Source organism: Mesorhizobium sp. M0698, from assembly GCF_040320455.1.
Classification (GTDB): Bacteria; Pseudomonadota; Alphaproteobacteria; order Rhizobiales; family Rhizobiaceae; genus Mesorhizobium.
The window spans coordinates 1-18,338 of sequence record NZ_JAMYPQ010000042.1 but is presented as its reverse complement, the minus strand read 5'-3'; the positions used below and the strand labels follow the sequence as shown (position 1 = coordinate 18,338).

The window sequence follows — 18,338 nt, the reverse complement described above, 5'->3', positions numbered from 1 at the left end:
ACTTCGCTCGTAAGGACGACCTTAAGAGCGCAGCCTCGCTTCCGTGCCATGCTCGCGCAAGGCGGCCCTCGCCGGAGGCGTACGATTCGCGCCGTTCACGGGAATCCTCAACGTCACTGGTCAACGGCCGCCAGCCTGCCACCTTTTTCAGTCGAGAGGCGGCCTGCCGATTGGCATGCAACTGGATTGGCCGCAGGAACGAGAATCACCGGCTGCTTCGCGTTGGTTTCTCAGGCGGACGCACGCGGCGTCAACGGCTGGTCAGGCCGGGACTGGCTTCCCGAGCAGCGATCGCGCTACATCGACGCCCTCGCGCAGCAACGCCTCGGCTCGCCAGGTCGATTCGAGCCGCCGGTGACCAGTGCCTGTTTGCCGCGAAACCCCATCGAATACTCCCGCGCAATCTCGCCAAACTAACAGTTATTGCTATGCTTTCGCAAATCGGAGGCTATGAGGTACATCGCTCGAGATTGTTGAGAACCTCCAGAAGGTCGCATCAGCACCTGAAAGCTGGGGCTTCGGGTGATATCCGGTGAAGAGAGTACTCCCGTGTCGTTCGGTTGGCTAAAGCCGCGGTCGAAAATACGGACCAGAGCTCTTGTTAACCTCGAGTCCCATGCCGCGGCGAAGAGCGACCTCATAACATATGATGGAGTGACGACCAATTCGATGAGGTATCGACTCCCCGAGCGCTTTCCGTTCGTCGAATACGGCGAACGATGAAAGCCACAATTTCCGCATTTCGTCACGTGCTCTCAGCCTTGTGAGAGGGTCAACGGCGGAGAAAATAAGGAACGGATTGCTCGGATTTGCGATTGGGGCCCGTCGGCCGCTCGATCGAAAGTGTCATCTGAGGTGGAAACTCTCCTGCGTGCAGGAGGAGGACCCTTTCATCCAGTTCCTTGTCTGCTTCCGTGAGACGATGGTTCAGGCGAAGATAGTCCGTCCAGGTCGGCGTACGGAACGTCTCCGTCCATTGCATAGGCTTCTGCAGGTTTCGCTGCAGCGTCCAGTGCCGAGCACCGACGCGGCTGTTTACATGCCGGCGCTCGCGCATGAGATCCAGGAAGGCCTCCACATTTTCCGCGGCTACCAGAGACTCAACCTTGACAACGATGGGACCGCTTCGTGGCTTGAGATCAAGCGCGACTGCCGGGGCGTTGAATTCCTCCGAAGGATCGGGCAGACTCGCGCCGCTCGCGAAGAGGAAACAAGGCCCCTGTCGCGGCGACGAGCAACGGAGCACCGGCGGAACCTTCCAGCGCCATGGTCAGGGAATGGTTCTGCGCCACCGTGCCCCACACCCAACTGCCGGCCGCTATGCCGCCATCTATCAACGCATAGTAGATCGAGATCGTGCGCCCCACGACCCAGCGCGGGCTCGCCAGTTGCACACTCACGCCAAGCCCCGACCAGGCGGTGACCCAACCCGCGCCGCCCAAAGCGAGTGCAATTGCGGCCACTGCAAGCGAAGAGGTCAGCGCAAGGGAGAGGGAGCACGCCGCGCACGCGACACAGGAGAGGGTCATCAGCCGTTCTTGTGATAAGATCCGTCTGAAGAGGTTATTGGAGATGCCGGCGAAGACAGCGCCTGTCCCGAAGCCGGCCATGAGCGCGCCGTAGGCGACAGGCCCTCCTCCCAGCTGATCGCGGACAATCAAGGGCAGCAGCGCGAGTATGGCGATGCTTGCCAAGCCAAAGAGGGTTCCACGGGTGATCGCCGCCTTGATTTCCGATGACATCGCCGTGAAGCGCAGCCCGTCATAGATCGCCGTCCTCATGGATTCACGCGGGAGAGGTGAGAAGCGAACCTTCCACTTGCATCGCCATATGGTGGCCAGAGGGACCAGATAGGTGAGCGTGGTTACGGCGAAAGCCGTCAGAAGGCCGAATGAGGCAACCACGATACCGCCGAGCGCCGGGCCAACGGTCCGTACAGTGTTGAAGTCGACCGAGAGGAGGGTAACGGCAGCAGGAACATCGCGCCGGTCCACAATGTCGCCAACCGAGGCCTGCCAAGCGGGATCGTTGAGAGCGCCGCCGCATGCGATCAAGAAGCTGAAGCCGAGGATCATCCATGGGTCGACAAAGCCCAGCGTCACAACAGCGCTCAGCATCGCAGACGCCACCGCCATAAGGCACCAGCCGGCGAACATGACCCCGCGACGGCTGAAATTGTCGGCGATGGCCCCGACGAGGACAGATAGAATAAACGCAGGTAGCGTCGATGAAGCCTGCGCCAGCGCAACCATCAGATCGGATGTCGAGATCATCGCCATCAGCCAGCTCATGGCAACAGTCTGCATCAGCCAACCAAGACTTGAGACCTGCGTGGCGAGCCAGATGAAACGAAAGATTCGATTCTTGAGCGGCGTCGCTGGCGAAATTACATCCGCATCTGCGCCAGCCACTTCGCTCATCGCTGTGCCTTGCCTTTCGTCTACCGGTCCAGTTGCACTCGCGTGTCGTCGAGCGGGGGCAGCATGGTGACCGGGCAAGCTTTTTGAGGCTCGGGCAAATTGGCGAGCGCCACTGGCATTTCCACCCGGTCGGCCACCTCGCCGCACATGCGCGAGTGTATCCCACGGCCGTTCACGTACTACGCAAATCTACCGATCCACCTCGGGGAGCCACTCGAATTAAAGTCAACCGGCCGGCTATTTTTTTGCATCTTTGCAGGGCTTCGATACGTGCTAATCGTCCCTAACCCTTTGATCGCGCGCTGCTAATCGGCAAGTCCAACAAGCTGGCGACTAAAAGGGCCGCAGCCAAGAAATTTGCCTATTGGCAGAGGAACAAAATATGAGCGTCACAAACCGCGAACTTGAGAGCAGGCGCATAGCGGCGGTTCCCAGTGGTGTAGCCTGCGCGTTCCCAATTTTCGCTGATAGAGCTCTTAACGCAGAGCTTTGGGACGTTGACGGACGACGTTACATCGACTTCGTGGGTGGAATGGGTGCCCTCGCTGTTGGTCATTCGCATCCTGGAATCGTAGCAGCGGTTCGCGATCAGTTGAATCGCTTCACTCACACCTTTTTTGGAACTGCCCCTTATGAAGGCTATGTTGCCTTGGCCGAGCGACTAAATGCTCTTGCACCGATGGCTCCAGCCAAGACCCTGCTCGTTACAACCGGCGCGGAAGCAGTCGAGAACGCAGTTAAGATCGCTCGTTACCACACGGGCCGCCGGGGAATTATTGTCTTTAGTGGAAGCTTTCATGGCCGAACGCTCCTGACACTAGGAATGACAGCTCAGGTAAACCCTTACAAAGTGGGTTTTGGTCCATTTCCAGGAGACATTTATCGTGTTCCGTTCCCGTACGCCTATCGCGGAATCGGCACGCAAGACGCCCTGTCAGCCCTCCATGCTCTGTTTGAAACAGAACTCAATACATCAGAAGTAGCCGCAATCGTTATTGAGCCGGTGCAGGGCGAAGGTGGTTTCCTGCCGGCCTCTTCTGAATTCCTTAAAGCCCTTAGACAGATCTGCGACACTCACGGCATAGTGTTGGTCGCTGATGAGGTCCAGTCGGGTTTCGGACGGACGGGCAGACTTTTCGCCATAGAAAACTTTGACGTTCAGCCGGATTTGATAGCTGCCGCCAAGAGCCTTGCGGGCGGCCTGCCACTTGCAGCCGTGATCGGCAAGGCCGAGATCATGGACTCGGTTCACCGCGGGGGGCTCGGGGGCACTTACGCGGGTAATCCATTGGCATGCGCAGCCGCACTGGCAGTCCTAGACGTTCTTGAGAACGAAGGATTGCTCACTCGGGCGGAAGAAATCGGTGCGCGCCTACAAGCGGGATTTGAGCGCCTCCGAATTAGAAGCAACCATGGAGAGATCGGCGAGATCCGTAGGCTCGGCGCAATGATTGGCATAGAATTGGTTACGGATAGCGTCAGCCGCGAGCCAGCGACAGATGTCACCACGAGAATCATCCAAGAAGCCGCTCAAAACGGCCTGCTGCTGGCCTCGGCAGGACGCTTTCACAACGTGATCCGGTTCCTTGTGCCGCTCACTACCTCAAACGAGATTCTGGACGAAGCCATATCCATCCTTGGTCGATCAATGGAAAATGTGTCTAAACTCCAAGCCTAGCACGGAAGGCGGAGCACTCGGAGGGTAAGCCAATGGAACTGCTGGCCGCCTGGGAAACATTGATCTGGCGGTAGGGTTCAGACGGCCGTCTTTCGGCAGACACAGTTAAAGCTGCTGCGCCGATTTCGGAGCGTCCCTGTCGTGGGGAAGCACGCCTTGCTGGTCGGACACCCAAAGTCGTGGACTTGAAGCCAATGTTGAGCTCCTGCGGCCTCGACCCAAGGTACGTCTCCTGAAAGTACGTCCCTATTTGGGGCAACGTAAGTTTGCTACTCGGTGCCGTCGGCGCCGAGCGACAATTAAGAGGTTTCGCGGCGGGCTCAGGCTTGCCGCGAAATGCCAGGTCGAGCGAATCGTGAATCAACCCTGAGACGAAAAACATGAGTCTGGTTGCAGAATCCGAGATGGAAGAAGATCAGGTGCCGGCAGAGCCGCGCCGCGGCCGCCGGCGGCCGCTACCGGACAAGGTCAAGAATATCGTATGGGGCCGCGCTGCGGGACGGTGTCAGTACGCGGGATGCAATGCCCTGCTGATTGGCGACGAGGTGTCGGGAGCTGCCGACGCCAATGCGGCCTATATCGGGCACATCATTGCGGACACAGAGGCTGGGCCGCGGGGCGATTCGGTTCTGTCACCCAAACTTGCCCAAGAGCCCGACAACCTGATGCTGGTCTGCGACCGCCACCACCGCGTTTTCGATCGCGAGATGGTCACCGAGCATCCAGTGGATGTCCTGATGGCGATGAAGCGCCGCCACGAAGACCGGATCCGGACGGTCACAGCCATCGACGAGGATCTGAGCAGTCATGTCATTCGATACGCTGCGAGGATTGGGACTAACGAATCCCCCGTGGCCAAAGGCGACCTTAAATGGTCGATGATTCCGGATCGCTATCCGCTTGACGACGGTTGGATTGATCTCGATCTCGCGACGCTCGATCTGCTCGATCACGAACCGGATTTCTGGCGTATCCAAGTCCGCAACCTGCGAACCGGCTTCGCCGAGAAAGTCCGCGGGCGGATGGAGCGGCAGGAAATCCGTCGCCTGACAGTATTCGGATTGGCGCCGATCCCGCTCCTGTTCGAGCTCGGCCGTCTGATCTCAGACATCGCGACTGCTGAGGTCCGGCAGTTGCTGCGCAGCCCCAAGGGCTGGAAGTGGGATCCGAAGGCTCCGCCGCTCCGCTTCAACGTCCTGCGGCCGTCCGGTCTGGCCGGTCAGGTCGCGCTGAAGCTGGAGATCAGCGCACCCGTCCTAGACGAGCGGGTCCACGCGGTGCTCGGCAACGATGCGGCTATCTGGTCCATCGCCGCCGACGGAGCCCATAACGACATCATGCGCAGCCAGGCCGATCTGGCCGAGTTCGCGCGTCTTTTTAGAACAACGCTGGACGCCATCAAGGTAGCCCATGGCGAGAACACGATCGTGCACGTTTTTCCCGCCGTTCCAGTTTCCGCTGCCATCGAGGCTGGTCGCGCCTGGCAGCCAAAGGCGCACCCCGCTCTCAAGATCTACGACCAAAACAAGAAGCTGGGCGGCTTCATTTTCGCCCATGAACTTGAACACGCCAGCTAACGAGGAGTTTTTCATGAACGTGCATATGAGCCAGACGATCACTCAAGAGGCCCACGAAGTTCTCGAAGACCTCAGCAAAGAACTTGAAATTCCCGAGCGTCGATACGAACAGGCGGCGACGAGCTACAAGTCGTTGGGCGACTGGCTCAATCGACCGGAGTCGACAATTCGGCAATACGGGCCCCAAGTCCACGTCCAGGGGTCGTTCGGTCTCGGTACCGTCACGCCGCCACTCACTGCGGACGAACACTACGACATCGATGCCGTCTGTGAGTTTCACCGTCTGACGAAGAACGAGACCACGCAGGCCAATCTGAAGCGCCTGCTCGAAACCGAAATGAGACTATACGCGCGCAGCAAAAACATGATCAAGCCACTGGAGGAGCATCGCCGCTGCTGGAGGCAGCCGTACGCGGACGAAGCTCAATTCCATATGGACGTCACGCCCGGAATTCCGAGCGGCGGCGAACTGACCCAACTCCTGAAAACGCGCGGCTTCGATGCTTCGCTCGCCGAGACCGCGATCTCAATCACCGACAACCGGCACCCACACTACCAGATTATCGCGGCCGACTGGCAGCGGTCAAATCCACGCGGCTATCTGAAATGGTTTCTGACACGCATGGCGAAAGCCTACGATAAGCGCAAGCAAGAGCTTCTTCAGAAAGGCGTGAGGGCCGGCACCGAACCGATTCCGGACTACCGGATCCGCACCCCGCTGCAGTACGCAATCATGATCCTGAAGCGCCATCGCGACATCATGTACACCGACCGCAGCGACAATAAGCCGATCTCGATCATCCTGACGACGCTCGCCGCCCACTCCTACGACGGAGAGGAGAAGATCGCCGAGGCGCTGTTCGTGATCCTGACGAAGATGGACAGCTTCATCGGTACCGCGGCGGACGGCAGCCGTCTCATTGCCAATCCCAGCGATCCGCTGGAGAACTTCGCCGACAAGTGGAAGGAGCATCCAGAGCGGGAGAAGGAATTCCACAACTGGCTGCGAAAGGCCCGCGCCGACTTCACGGCGTTGGCGCAGTTGTCGAACAAGGAACTGATCACCGAGCAACTTGCCAAGGGCGTTGGTGCCGGCATTGCGGACCAGACGCGGCGACGTTCGGCCGCTCGGCTCAGTACACCGGCCCTGCTGACCGCCGGTCTCGTCCGCAGCGAGGCGCAGGCGCGGAATTCGGCCGTCCGTATGGAGGGAGATCGCCGGAATGCCTGAGGGTGTCGACCCTCTCGCTCAGCGCTTCAACTCAGCTGTCAGCGTCGTTGAATCATGCTGGCAGCAAGTTGGCTTGCGCCCGCTAAGGCTCGACGCCAGACAACTCGCTAGCTACGGGGGGCGCTTCCCCGAAATCGGCTGGCGATTCGACTGCGACTTTTCCGATCGCCGACGCCGGCTCGACGTTTTGGTGACCGCGGCCTTTCCTTTTGCGCCCGCGCGGATCGCGCTGGTCGATCGTCCTTCCTTTTTGACTTGGCCCCATGTCGAAAGCGACGGCGCGCTCTGTCTGGTGCCGGATCACGCCACGTTTCCCATCGACGATCCGTACGCCGGAATCGCCGAACTGCTTGAGATGACGTTCGATCTGATCGAAGCGCTGATCCGCGGCGAGCGCAATGGCGACTTCCGAAGCGAGTTTCTCACATATTGGCATCATGCAGGACGCGGACAGGCCCGGACCATCCTGTCGCTGCTCGAACCCGCGCCGCCATCGCGGACCGTCAGTATCTGGGAAGGAGCAAGAAGAACTATCATCGCCGACAATGACGGCACGTTGCGCGATTGGCTTCGCAATTTCGCTCCGGCAATCCCCGCAGCCGAGCTCCGCTTCAATAGCGGCTTGCTGGTCTGGATGGACGTCGTCCCGCTGCCGTCGGAATACCCCTCCTCGGCGAAGGACGTCCACGATATCGCTGCCCGCGCCGGCGTCGCCGCCCATCTCGACGAACTTGCCCGCGAGATGCGTCAACGGCTGATCGTGATGCTGGGCGCGAGTACTGAGAACGGACCCGCGCTCGCAACTACGGTCGTCAATCGACCTAAGCTCGTTCGAGGATCGGATCCGCTGATCGCCGGGTTTCGCCCCTCGCGCGTGCCCGAGAACGTGCTACACGCCCGACTATTCGGAGGAAATGCCGCCGACCGCACTTCGGTCGCACGCGTCGATCCGACATGGGTCCACGGACGGGACCGCGATCCGCGGATTCCCACGCTGCGCAAGGCGACCGTCGCCGTTCTCGGATGCGGATCAGTCGGCGGACCGGTTTCGATGACGCTGGCCCGAGCCGGGGTCGGAAAGCTCATCCTCGTCGACAAGCAGACCTTCACGGGCGCCAATGTCGGCAGGCACCCTCTCGGAGTCGGCTCGATCGGCGCGGCCAAGGCAATCGAACTCGCGAAGCGTATCCGCTCGGACCTTCCGCACGTCGAGGTGGAGTGTCATAACTCGCTCGTGCAGGACCTTCTGCTTCGCGCCGACTGTCCCCTCGGCGGTGTCGACCTCATCGTCTCGGCACTTGGCGATTGGCCGAGCGAATCCCTTCTCGACGAATGGCAGGCTGTCCAAACGCGACGCTTTCCAATCGTTTATGGTTGGACGGAGCCGCATGCCGCTGCCGGGCACGCGATCGTCGTCTCCGGCCGCGACCGCCTGCGCGACGGACTGGATGCCAACGGATCGCCGCACCTGGTCGCCACACGTTGGGCACATGAAACCCGCTGGTATGAGCCTGCCTGTGGAGCGGCGTTCGATGCCTACGGCCCTGTCGAGTTGGGATTCATCACCTCGATGGTGGCGCAGACCGCACTCGACGCCCTTCTCGGTGAGGCGGCGTCGGCAACACATCGCATCTGGCTCGCGCGCCGCGCCTTCGTGGAAGCTGTGGGCGGCGCATGGAGTGACGAACTGCGAGCCATCGCTCCGCAAGCGCTCGACGGCGCGACCATGGTCGAAAGACGATGGAGCCGGGCCGCGAAGGATCTGGCGGCGTGATCTCCTTCTCCATCGGACAATCGGGACAATCGCTCGCGTTCAGCGATGGCGTTCTGGAGCACTTCAACCAACACCGTCAAACGCGCTTTTGGCAGAACGAGGCCGGTGGACTTCTATTTACGCGATTTCAGCTTCCGGTGATCGACATCGACGTTGCTACCGGCCCGAGGCGCGGAGATCGCCGGACCCGCTATTCTTATCGGCCCGACGAGCGGGCCGAAAAGCGTGAGATCAATGACATGTTTTCGCGCAGGCTGCATTTTGTAGGCTGCTGGCATACGCACCCGGAGGATATCGCATCGCCTTCGTGTATCGACCGCCGAAACATCGCCGATTGCGTTCGCCGCTCCCACCACGCGCTGAATGGCTTTATCATGGTGATCGTGGGCAGGAACCCAGTTCCGGACGGAATGTACGTTTCTGTTTGCGACAAATCTTCCGTCAATGAGTTGGTATTTTCGCGGAAGGCCGCGTCGACCAATTCTTCATTGACTTCATCTACCCGCAGCTTGGCGCCAGATGGGCAGAGATATAAACTGAACGACAACGGTCTCAACCAAGAGCAATAGCCGTTCGTCACTCGCGCGTGTGTTCTTGCGAGCCTCAGTAGCGTATTTTTCCCGGTGCCGCGCGGGCCTACCATAAGGGCCAGTGTTGCCTTCGGACAAGAGCTTCCGTGCACTAGAGCCTTTCACGTTTTGATGGAAGCGTAGCCGGCGTTTGCGAAGTAGTTGTTGCATTCGGTTGCCTCGATCGTTTCAACGAGGTGGCCGATGTGGCGCCAAGTGTCCTCGACGGTACGTTTCTGAGCTTGGCGCATCCAGTGTTTGATTTTGGCAAAGGCCTGCTCGATCGGATTGAGGTCTGGGGAGTAGGGCGGTAGGTACCAAAGCCTGGCGCCGGCCGCCTTGATCATCTGCCTGATGGCCGCCGACTTATGACTTCCCAGATTATCCATGACGACGATGTCGCCGGGTTTCAGCACGGTGATGAGCTGCTGCTCGACATAGGCGCGGAAGCATTGGCCGTTGATTGGCCCGTCGAAGACGCAAGGTGCCGCGAGCCTATCGCAGCGCAGCGCGCCGAGGAAGGTCAGCGTGCGCCAGTGGCCGTGCGGGGCCAAGCCGCGCAGCCGCTCGCCCTTCGGCCCCCAACCGCGCAGCGGAGCCATGTTGGTCTTGATCCAGGCCTCGTCGATGAAGATCAGATGCTGCGGATCGAGGCCGGCCTGCCAAGAGCGCCATCGCTGACGCCTGCGGGCAATATCAGCGCGCGCCTGCTCAAGGGCGAACAGCGTTTTTTTTGAAGCTCAGGCCCTCGCGCCTCAAGAACATCCAGACCGCGTTGTGCGAGACCTTGACCCCGCGTGCGGCCAACTCATCCTTCAGACCATGCAGTGTCAGATGCGGCGTCTCACGCACACGCGCCTCGATGAAGGCACGGTGCGGCTCCAGCACCCTCTTGCGATGTCCGCCCATCTTGCCAGGCGCAACCGAGCCAGTCGCCCGATGGCGCTGCAACAACTTCACCGCCGCCGAAACCGAAATGCCGAACCGTTTCGCGGCCGACCGGCGGCTCTCGCCACCCAAAACCGCCGCCACAACACGTTCGCGAAGATCATCCGAAAGAGGTCGCGTCATCCGATGCTGGCCTCCACTCCAGCCAGCATCTTGAATCACAAAACCGACTGATCCGGAATCCCCTTCGATTCCGTCAAATCAGGAACCGCTCTAAAGCTCGCGCCGGGACGTGGGCTAGAATCGGCGTCAGGACGTTCCTGTTCGAACACGGTGATCGCGTCGACGTGAAAGTCCCGTCGAGCAGCGGTTCGAAGTGGTCCAGAATAGGGGATCGGTGCCTGCTTCCTGCGTGAGTTGTAGTGTCAGAGACGTGCCATTGAACATGATCTGGCAGACCGGAGGGTCCGAGAGGTTGATCGTTAGGCTATCAGATCTCTACCTCAAGCGACTGCCGCGATTACTCAGGGATTTGGAAGGGTGTCATATCGCGAAAGCGGCGTAGCACATTTTCAGATATGCGTGCGACATTGTTGACATAGCCGGCGTGCGGGAGGCAACTGCCCCAAGCTATCGAGCCGACAGAAAAGACCGCGCCGCCTGCCGGTGTCTCAAAGAACGTCATATCGGCACGAATGGGCTCCCTTGGGGCATCGTTCCACAGTCTGGTGAAATAGTTAAGCCCTCCCAGTGTGCGCGCGAATGAACTTCCATGCTGCTCGGAGGACGCTACCACGAGCGCGTGACGCGGCGTACCTAGCTCTACATCAGCTACATCAATCTCAAGTCCGGCGGCTCCGCCGGTGATGCCGAAATCGCCAACGATATCTTCTGTTATACCCTCGAAAATAAAGCGAGCTCGGGGGTCTTCACTGGCCTCGAGACGACGATAATAGCTGCTGCGGTCGAATGCCTCGGTCAAATACCCAATACCCACCAAGGATTGTTCGGGTCTGCCTAGATCCGCCCACGACCCGCATGGGCGGCCAATAAAACTACTGTATGCTTCGCCAGCGCCAAAGCGACCGTTTCCGGGACGCCGTCGCCTGATCTCAATCAAGCCTTCTCGTTGAGGATGGAAATCGATTGCCCAGTAAAACCCATTGGCACCGAGATACATAAGCCGTCCACCTCTCGCGAGAAAGCCGTCAAGAGCCTGCAACATCGAGAGGGACCAGTATTCAGGATGACTTCCGGTAACAAGTACCTGACAGCCATCCAGAGCCGCCAAGCCCTCACGGTCGAGGTCTTCGTCTGTCAGTGTCTGGTGATCCGGAGCCACGTGGGCAAGCCATCCGAGTAAACAAAGATCAATCTGGAAGTTCCAAAGCCATCCTCCGGGCTGTAGATTTACCGCCGGCCGTCGCAGCGATCCAATGCTACGCTCGCTGCCATCATCATGAGGATCATAGAGCGATTTACCTAGGCCTGGATGTTCAAAGGCCAGAAGATCGAGCGGCGTGTACGAGGAGGCGACACAACCGAGGTTATACTCGTTGGTTTGCCGCTGCATAGTCAAGTTCGTATAGGCCGCGTAAGTTGCAGTCGGTGCCAGAAAGGCAACATCGCTGGTAACATCGGCAGGCTTCCGCACAACGAACGGAACATAAAACTCAGCATCCGCGCCGCGCAGGCGCGCAGCGTAGCAGCCGCTTGGCCAGTCGATGGGCACGGTGAGCGTAAGGTCTTCCTGCCAGCCGGGGTTCTCAATATCGTCATGGTGGAAATGAGCCGCGCCGTACTGTTCAGGCGCGCTGCGCCAGTCCATGGTTGGGCTTTCCCAGTTCGAACCCTGGACGGCACGGGTGGGCTGATTGATGCAAACGCCGTCATGGCCACAACCGGATTGATCTGGAACAATTTCTGACGCTGGATCGCTCAGCAAATCCCAATCGGCCAGACAGGGCCAGCTCAAAGGTTCCGTCGGCCTGCGCAAAGCCAAATCGTTAAGAAGTTCGAGCGACAGCGCCGCAGCCAGTATGCGGGGACGCTCGATCTTGCCATTGAAGTGGTGATGGGGAATTCCACTGTGGTCCCGCTCGGCCGCTATCAAAAGGCGACCATCGCTTGGGACGGGCGGCTCCACGTCGTCCACAGTAACCCAGTTTGCGCCAATATGATCATGTGTCCCAGATTTCAGACCACGCGTCACAACCAGCAGCTGACGGCGTTCAGCATCATAGCTCAACGCAACGAAGCTCCAGAGCCAGAGAGGCAAGGGCTTGTCTAGGCGGTAGGTGCGCGGCTCAGCGGGACCTCCGAGAATCGCCGCCAGACAGCCGTCTGCCTCCAGGCGCAAGGCCATTCCCCCATCTCCTCCGGCGGTCAGAGTACTGAGCAGGCAGCGCGGTTGGCCAGCAATGAGAGTCGGCATGACATTGGCACAAACCGTTACCAACCTAAGATCCGATAAGCGCTGCGACCCCTCGACCTCGATGCAGGAGCCGGCACGAAGGGGCTGCTCACGTCCGGGATAACGCCGAGTCTCCGGCGCCGCCATGACGGGCGGGCGGAATGGTGGCATCTCCGGCCCGGCGTCGCAGCCGAGCAGCCGGACGAAGTCGCATTCGAAGCTGTCGAGTTTCAGACAGCTCACAGCGAAAGCAATGCTTTCGCCAGGTACAACGCTGTCGCGGTTGGCATAAGCAAGAATCGCTGGGCGATCAGACATCATCGCCACCTTCCTGCATTGGGAGAGGACCGATGAGGTGCTGCCAACGCTGCTTGAACACCCAGCGCTCAACTTCCTCGCGCGATTGGAAACGTGCCGGCGCCACTTCGACCACCCGCATGGGCAAATCCAGCGACCAGCGCGCAGCACACCATTCGCTATACGGCCGGGTCATAATGGCGATCCATTTGCCAGCTACCGGCTGTGAGCGCATGACCTCGAGAATAAGGCCAAGCTCGGCGCTGTGGCGGCCGAAAGGTGCGACCAGGAACTCGCGGACTAGGTCAGAACGACCGAAAAACCCCGCCAAGGCAGAGCGGGCCGCGGCCGTACCGGCACTCTCAGGCGAGTACTCCGATTGAAACTTCCCGAACTCCGCACTCGAACGGTCGGTCGTCATAGCGGCCGTCCCGGCATAGCGTGCCAAACCTTTGACCCGTGCATTGTAACCCCTCGAGAGATGGCACCTCCGCTGATAGCGAGATGCGGGTTTCGTCGTGCCCGACGAAGCCCATAATCAGACCAGCAGTGCCTCATGTGGCTCGGTCGAGCCAAACCTTACCGAGGTCGATCTCAAATGTCGGGTGCATCGCGTAGCCCCTAACTTGCTTCGTCGAATGATTGAACAAGGTAAGCCAATAAGGTTGTATGATGATGCCAGATTCCTGCAGGAGCGTTTCAACATCCTGCATGAGCGCCTTGCGCTTCTGTGGATCCGGAACCGTCAACGCCACATCGAGTTTCTTATCGAATTCCGGGTTTGACCACGCCGCCTCATTCCATGCTGCGCCACTGCGATAGGCAAGCGCCAAGACTTGTACGGCCAATGGCCGCATGTTCCAGTTTGTTGTCGACAGAGGGTATTTCAACCAGTCGTTCCAAAAAGTGCTACTGGGTAGAACGGTACGCTTTACCTTGAATCCGGCCTCGCGCAACTGCGCCGCAATTGCATCGCCCGTGTCCTTATGCCAATCCTCGTCATTACTGATGATATCGTGTTCGAAGTCCATCTGGTTAGCTTCGGCCATAAGGCGCTTGGCAGCCTCAACATCCCGTTTCTTTTCCGGGACCGGGTAAAACTCGGGATGCAATGGCGCGACATGATAATTCGCGGCAACGGTGCCGTAGCCATGGGCGGCAAGTTGCAGCACAGCACCATTGTCGACTGCCAACTGCAGTGCATTGCGCACCCGCTGGTCGTCGTACGGCTCAGTAGTGACGTGGGCGCGGCACACTAGGGTTGTGGACGTTTTCGCTTCAGACTTCACGAAACCGAGGTCATCAAATATGGTGACATAATCTGCGAACGTCTGATAGTTCGCATCGACTTCACCTGATTCGAAAGCGCTCAGAAGAGCGGACGGATCGGTGCCATAATCAATGAATTGCACTTCGTCCAAGTAGGCTTCACCGCCCCACCAGCTTCCGTTTGTTCGACGTTTCAGGACGGCCTTTTGGCTCACGTCCCATGACACTAGTTCAAACGGCCCCGTCCCTACGGCATGCGCAACGAGGTCCGACCCGTTCTTTTCGTAGTCACGGTGAACGATCAGCGCGGGATAATCGGCAAACCCCGGAATGATCGTAATATCGGGTTTGGGCAGGTTCAGTTTAATCGTGTGGTCGTCAACTTTTGTGATGGCGCCTTCCAGTGCTTTGCCCGTCTTTTCATCAACGAGCGTGGCCATCCGCGCAGCCATTGAGTTCCCAGGCACGTCCCTTTCACACCAGCGCAGCAGGTTGAACATCACGTCATCGGCAGTGAATTCGTCGCCATTGTTCCACTTGACGCCCTTCCGCAGTTGCAGAACATATTCCGTCGCGTCGTCATTCGTGTCCCAACCCTCAAGAAGCCTGGGTTCAAACGTGTATTCAGTAGTGTATTTTACCAACGGTTCGAGGAATTGGCGGTAAACGTTCGCTAGTACCGGAAGGTCATTTATGCGAGGGTCCTTCTGACCAAAAACCTGCATAGCAACTCGCAGAGTTCCGCCTTTGTTAGGCACTTCTTCGGCATGCGCCGGCGGCATTGCACCCAGCATCGAGTACGCCATGGCTGTCGACGCACCGAAGACGGAAGCGAGCCCCAAGAACTCGCGCCGGTCCATCCCGTCCTTTTTTGCTTCCGCGGCGAGACTATCGAAGACCTTAGGCATAGGCTTGCCATGCTTAGTAAAGTACCCCATTTGAACCTCCCAAATTGGCTAAGGACAGTGGCTTTGTACAAGCGCGGAAAGCGCGGGATCTTCTGCACGATAAAACGCAAGAGCTGAGCTTCCGCCGGAATGTTCAATTGACGCAGGCCATAGGCTACAGAAGTGGGGGTAGCTGGGCACTCGAATTAAAATCAACCGGCAGGCGATTTTTTTGCTAGTCGGCACCGTACTGGTTAGGCATGCGGCGCCAAGTCACGATCGAGCCGTCCCCGATCGATCTCTTTATGCCGCTGTACGCGCCTGGTGCATTTGAAACACAAGCTGCTGCAAAGAAAGGGAGCCGCCATCGAGAACGACATCCGCCTTCTATGCAACTTCGGCCTTAAGGTCGGCGTTGTGGGAACGGTGAAGCTAGAGCAGCGTATTCGCGATCTCTCGTACAGGCCTGAAATTGAAGCGAATCGCCGCATCATTGCTTGCCGCTCGGCAAAAGCTGAGTAATGACAATCGCCAAGGACGATCCGACCTGCGACCGATTAACAACGGTGTATTTTCGGCCTAGCTCTGGGCTAAATTGTGCGGCAGATTCGCCGAGAAGCCTGAATTGCGTCGCGCGGGTCTCTTCGTGCCCCCGCGCGTTCAGCACGACGACAATGCCGCTAGGTCGCAGCTGACAGATAAGGCGCCCGCGCAGCCGCCAGTCCCGCGCAGCCGGACCGATGATCCCCCAATCGCAGCCGAGCCTGTCTTCAAAAGCCGGGCGATCCTGCTCCGGCGGGAGAATGGCGTTCCACACCGCCGGTTCGAGGTCCTTCGGAAGGCGATCTTACATTCATGGAAGACTTAGCTTGGCAGTGCGGCCACCATCCACGACAAAGATCTGGCCGGTGACGAATGAAGCCTCGTCGGAAGCAATCCATGCGACCATAGCCGCGACTTCCTCGACACGGCCGGTTCGACCCAACGGATGAATGGCACCCAGCCTCGCCCTCGCCCGCTCGGGCAAAGCGGCGACGAAATTGACGTTGAGATCCGTATCGATCCAGCCAGGAGCCACGCCGTTGCAACGTACCCCGTCTGGCCCGCCATCGACCGCCACGGCACGCGTCAGGCCATGCAGCCCTGCCTTCGAGGCACAATAGGCCGCATGCCCGGGGTTGGACGCCAATCCCTCTATGGAGCCTATATTGACGATGGCGCCGCGGCTTCTGCAAAGATGAGGCATGGCACGACGGATCAGCAGGAAAGGAGCATCAAGGTTGAGCGCCATTGTGCGTCGCCACTCGTCCAGCCCCGTCTCATCTACCTTCGCTTCAATCATGCGCCCAGCGTTATTGACGAGGACATCGAGGCGGCCGGCCTGTTGAACGACGTCGTCAACGACCACGGCCGGAACGTCGGGGTCGCAAAGGTCCGCGACTATCGTTTCTATGCGCCCAGCCTCCTCAAGCTGAACCGCAAAGACCCTGGCTCCCTCGCCGGCAAGCCTGCTGGCGATTGCTGCTCCAATGCCGCTGCTGGCGCCGGTTACCAGAGCGACCTTCCCGGCGAAGCGGGTCACGCGACAGCCTTTCCGCCGCCGCACATGCAACGCGCGGCATCGGTCGCCAAGAACAGCACAAGATCAGCGATGTCTTCCAGCCTTGCGTTGCGACCAAGCGGCACCGAGTCGTCCAGGTCGGCCATCGCCCTATTCGGGTCCAGCCCGCGCATGGCGAAACCGGTGCGCAGCATCAGCGTGTCGAATTCGTTGCGGCAGACCGCCTTGACCCGGACATCTTGTCCCGCGTGGTCGCGGCCCATCCACTGTGTTAGCGACGCAAGTGCTGTCTTGGGCGGTGCAGTCGGCGCCGCCCACTGCGACCGCAAGCTTGATAGTTGCGTTCCCCCCCGGAAGGCTCCCGCCTCGAGTGTGCGGTACGCGACACCGAGGACAAATCTCTCGACCAGGGCGGACGGCTCTGTGGGCCTGATCTGACTGCCATGCGCAACATCGCTCGAGGCAGCCGCCCGGGCAGCCCGCAGCGCGCTACTCGATGTCCGAAGTTTCAATCTGAATCGTGATGCGAGCATCTGCACTGAAGCCTCTTTCCTGTTGGGTGCCCGAGCCTCCGCTCTACGCCAGGACGAACTGGCTCAGGTTCAAAGGCGTCGCGCAAAAGATTCTCCAGTCCGTCCGAGAAGGGGAATGGTCAGGGCAGGCGCAATCTGCCTTAAGAGACCGGAGGGGTGATCGATCTGGTGCCGGGCGCCGGTTTCGTCCAGCACTCCGATGCGACCCCGGTTTTGCAATGTTCCGGCAGGTGCACGTCGCAGGTGGCGAAATACAAGAGGTGGCGTGACACCCAGAAGGGGAGCCAGCCGTGGTGTCCTTCGCACGCCCCGATAATCCAGCGCGCTCATGAAGACCCTCGGCGACCGGGCAGCGTACCAACCGGTGAGCGAATTGAGCAGTGAGTTCTCCAAGCTGCGCGTCGCGCTCCTGAGTTTCGCCATTTGCCGCGGAAGGTATCCCCTCGTCCATTAAGGCTTCCCCTGGCCAAGTGCCTGGAAATACGCGGGGCGCTTTCTCCCACCCGCCGTCGGCAGCTCCTGCTGCCTAGCTACTCAAAAGTCGTGCCAACGGAGCAGAAGGCGCGTCAAAAAGAATGTTCTGCATATTATTCAGAGGTTTAAATGAGAGCGCATCAGCAACGAAGCCGAACGCCATCGTCAAGGACTCGACAAAGCCGACAGTGCGTCAGGCCCCGGCGTTTCCCGGAAATGATCAAGCTTCCTACCACGAGACGAAGCGGAATCGCCCGTCATTCAAGCGCATTGCGCCTATCCCATGTCCGACCGCGGTTTCAATCACGAGTGGCCCATTCTGGCCGATCTATATTCTATATCAAAGCGTTGAGCCCTTCCGACAGTCTCTTTGAACTCGCGGGATTGGTCCTACGTCTCCTAGATGGGCTGAATCGTTAGGCGCTACTTTCCGTCCATAAAAGCAAGCTTCTGAATTTCTTGCACAACCCACTCCGCAAGCAACCGCATGCCTCGTCCCCTCTGAGTCTCGAAAACCAGAGCCGCCGTCATACGGGGCACACGCCCGCGCCTTTCCATTCAGACACTTTCCCAGAACAGCCCTGCCGCACGCGGGGAGGAGAAGGCGTCGCCTGCCGTTGTGGCTCCCCGACGTCAACATGTAGCCGCCTGAAGTGACGCCATCCGACATTCTGTCAGCTTTGTTAGGTCTGCGACGCAGGCTTGTTTGGCCAATTTCTTATTTCGCCTCAGGCCAAATAGCTGAAGCAGTCACAAAAGATGTTTTT

12 protein-coding genes and 2 pseudogenes are annotated in these 18,338 nt (G+C 59.3%); 6 read left to right on the top strand and 8 right to left on the bottom strand.

Annotation, left to right across the window (positions count from 1 at the left end; genetic code table 11):
* Positions 1–772: 772 nt before the first annotated feature.
* Positions 773–2,420, bottom strand: a pseudogene (locus NKI16_RS32595) (MFS transporter).
* 382 nt (positions 2,421–2,802) lie between these two features.
* On the opposite strand from NKI16_RS32595, the gene gabT reads away from it, so the two are divergent.
* The 5 genes from gabT to NKI16_RS32570 all read left to right on the top strand — a co-directional run bounded on the left by gabT (position 2,803) and on the right by NKI16_RS32570 (position 9,249).
* Positions 2,803–4,098: a 4-aminobutyrate--2-oxoglutarate transaminase gene (gene gabT / locus NKI16_RS32590; protein WP_352924549.1), complete on the top strand. Its 1,296-nt coding sequence runs from the start codon at positions 2,803–2,805 to the stop codon at positions 4,096–4,098.
* A gap of 380 nt (positions 4,099–4,478) precedes the next feature.
* Positions 4,479–5,675 (top strand): SAVED domain-containing protein, encoded by a 1,197-nt coding sequence (locus tag NKI16_RS32585; protein WP_352924547.1) that lies wholly within the window; start codon positions 4,479–4,481, stop codon positions 5,673–5,675.
* A gap of 13 nt (positions 5,676–5,688) precedes the next feature.
* Positions 5,689–6,906: a nucleotidyltransferase domain-containing protein gene (locus tag NKI16_RS32580; protein ID WP_352924545.1), complete on the top strand. Its 1,218-nt coding sequence runs from the start codon at positions 5,689–5,691 to the stop codon at positions 6,904–6,906.
* Positions 6,899–8,680 (top strand): ThiF family adenylyltransferase, encoded by a 1,782-nt coding sequence (locus NKI16_RS32575; RefSeq protein ID WP_352924543.1) that lies wholly within the window; start codon positions 6,899–6,901, stop codon positions 8,678–8,680. The genes NKI16_RS32580 and NKI16_RS32575 overlap by 8 nt, the downstream gene beginning before the upstream one ends.
* Positions 8,647–9,249 carry a Mov34/MPN/PAD-1 family protein gene (locus NKI16_RS32570; protein WP_352924541.1) on the top strand — a complete coding sequence of 201 codons (603 nt, stop codon included), beginning with the start codon at positions 8,647–8,649 and terminating at the stop codon, positions 9,247–9,249. The genes NKI16_RS32575 and NKI16_RS32570 overlap by 34 nt, the downstream gene beginning before the upstream one ends.
* Positions 9,250–9,371: 122 nt before the next feature.
* Here the strand turns inward: NKI16_RS32570 and NKI16_RS32565 are convergent.
* From NKI16_RS32565 to NKI16_RS32550, 4 genes are all read right to left on the bottom strand, one after another.
* Positions 9,372–10,320, bottom strand: a protein-coding gene (locus NKI16_RS32565; protein WP_352924539.1) for an IS630 family transposase whose coding sequence is annotated in 2 segments (ribosomal slippage) — positions 9,372–9,983 and positions 9,985–10,320 — 948 coding nt in all. Because the reading frame shifts where the segments join, the coding sequence is not laid out codon by codon here.
* 337 nt (positions 10,321–10,657) lie between these two features.
* Entirely contained in the window at positions 10,658–12,871 is a 2,214-nt protein-coding gene (locus NKI16_RS32560; protein WP_352924537.1) for a N,N-dimethylformamidase beta subunit family domain-containing protein, read from the bottom strand.
* Positions 12,861–13,268: a N,N-dimethylformamidase alpha subunit family protein gene (locus NKI16_RS32555; RefSeq protein ID WP_352924535.1), complete on the bottom strand. Its 408-nt coding sequence runs from the start codon at positions 13,266–13,268 to the stop codon at positions 12,861–12,863. The genes NKI16_RS32560 and NKI16_RS32555 overlap by 11 nt, the downstream gene beginning before the upstream one ends.
* A gap of 133 nt (positions 13,269–13,401) precedes the next feature.
* On the bottom strand, positions 13,402–15,054 hold the full coding sequence (locus tag NKI16_RS32550) for an ABC transporter substrate-binding protein (RefSeq protein WP_352924533.1): 1,653 nt from the start codon (positions 15,052–15,054) through the stop codon (positions 13,402–13,404).
* A gap of 285 nt (positions 15,055–15,339) precedes the next feature.
* Here NKI16_RS32550 and NKI16_RS32545 point away from each other — a divergent pair.
* A pseudogene (locus tag NKI16_RS32545) lies at positions 15,340–15,459 on the top strand (IS110 family RNA-guided transposase); the annotation flags it as partial.
* 34 nt (positions 15,460–15,493) lie between these two features.
* Here the strand turns inward: NKI16_RS32545 and NKI16_RS32540 are convergent.
* The 3 genes from NKI16_RS32540 to NKI16_RS32530 are packed head-to-tail and all read right to left on the bottom strand — an operon-like array spanning position 15,494 to position 17,097.
* Positions 15,494–15,820, bottom strand: a complete 327-nt coding sequence (locus tag NKI16_RS32540) for a hypothetical protein (RefSeq protein WP_352924553.1) — start codon at positions 15,818–15,820, stop codon at positions 15,494–15,496.
* Between the two features lie 36 nt (positions 15,821–15,856).
* Complete coding sequence (locus NKI16_RS32535) at positions 15,857–16,585, bottom strand: SDR family NAD(P)-dependent oxidoreductase (RefSeq protein WP_352924531.1); 729 nt, start codon at positions 16,583–16,585, stop codon at positions 15,857–15,859.
* A complete protein-coding gene (locus NKI16_RS32530; RefSeq protein WP_352924551.1) occupies positions 16,582–17,097 on the bottom strand; it encodes an SDR family oxidoreductase in 516 nt (171 codons plus the stop codon). Before NKI16_RS32530 ends, NKI16_RS32535 begins: the two co-directional genes overlap by 4 nt.
* Between the last annotated feature and the right edge of the window lie 1,241 nt (positions 17,098–18,338).

Coding starts and splice junctions, on each gene's coding strand:
- NKI16_RS32570 (WP_352924541.1), top strand. CDS start 8,647: ATGGAGCCGGGCCGCGAAGGATCTGGCGGCGTGATCTCCTTCTCCATC.
- NKI16_RS32575 (WP_352924543.1), top strand. CDS start 6,899: ATGCCTGAGGGTGTCGACCCTCTCGCTCAGCGCTTCAACTCAGCTGTC.
- NKI16_RS32580 (WP_352924545.1), top strand. CDS start 5,689: ATGAACGTGCATATGAGCCAGACGATCACTCAAGAGGCCCACGAAGTT.
- NKI16_RS32555 (WP_352924535.1), bottom strand. CDS start 13,268: ATGACGACCGACCGTTCGAGTGCGGAGTTCGGGAAGTTTCAATCGGAG.
- NKI16_RS32585 (WP_352924547.1), top strand. CDS start 4,479: ATGAGTCTGGTTGCAGAATCCGAGATGGAAGAAGATCAGGTGCCGGCA.
- NKI16_RS32560 (WP_352924537.1), bottom strand. CDS start 12,871: ATGATGTCTGATCGCCCAGCGATTCTTGCTTATGCCAACCGCGACAGC.
- NKI16_RS32550 (WP_352924533.1), bottom strand. CDS start 15,054: ATGGGGTACTTTACTAAGCATGGCAAGCCTATGCCTAAGGTCTTCGAT.
- NKI16_RS32530 (WP_352924551.1), bottom strand. CDS start 17,097: ATGCTCGCATCACGATTCAGATTGAAACTTCGGACATCGAGTAGCGCG.
- gabT (WP_352924549.1), top strand. CDS start 2,803: ATGAGCGTCACAAACCGCGAACTTGAGAGCAGGCGCATAGCGGCGGTT.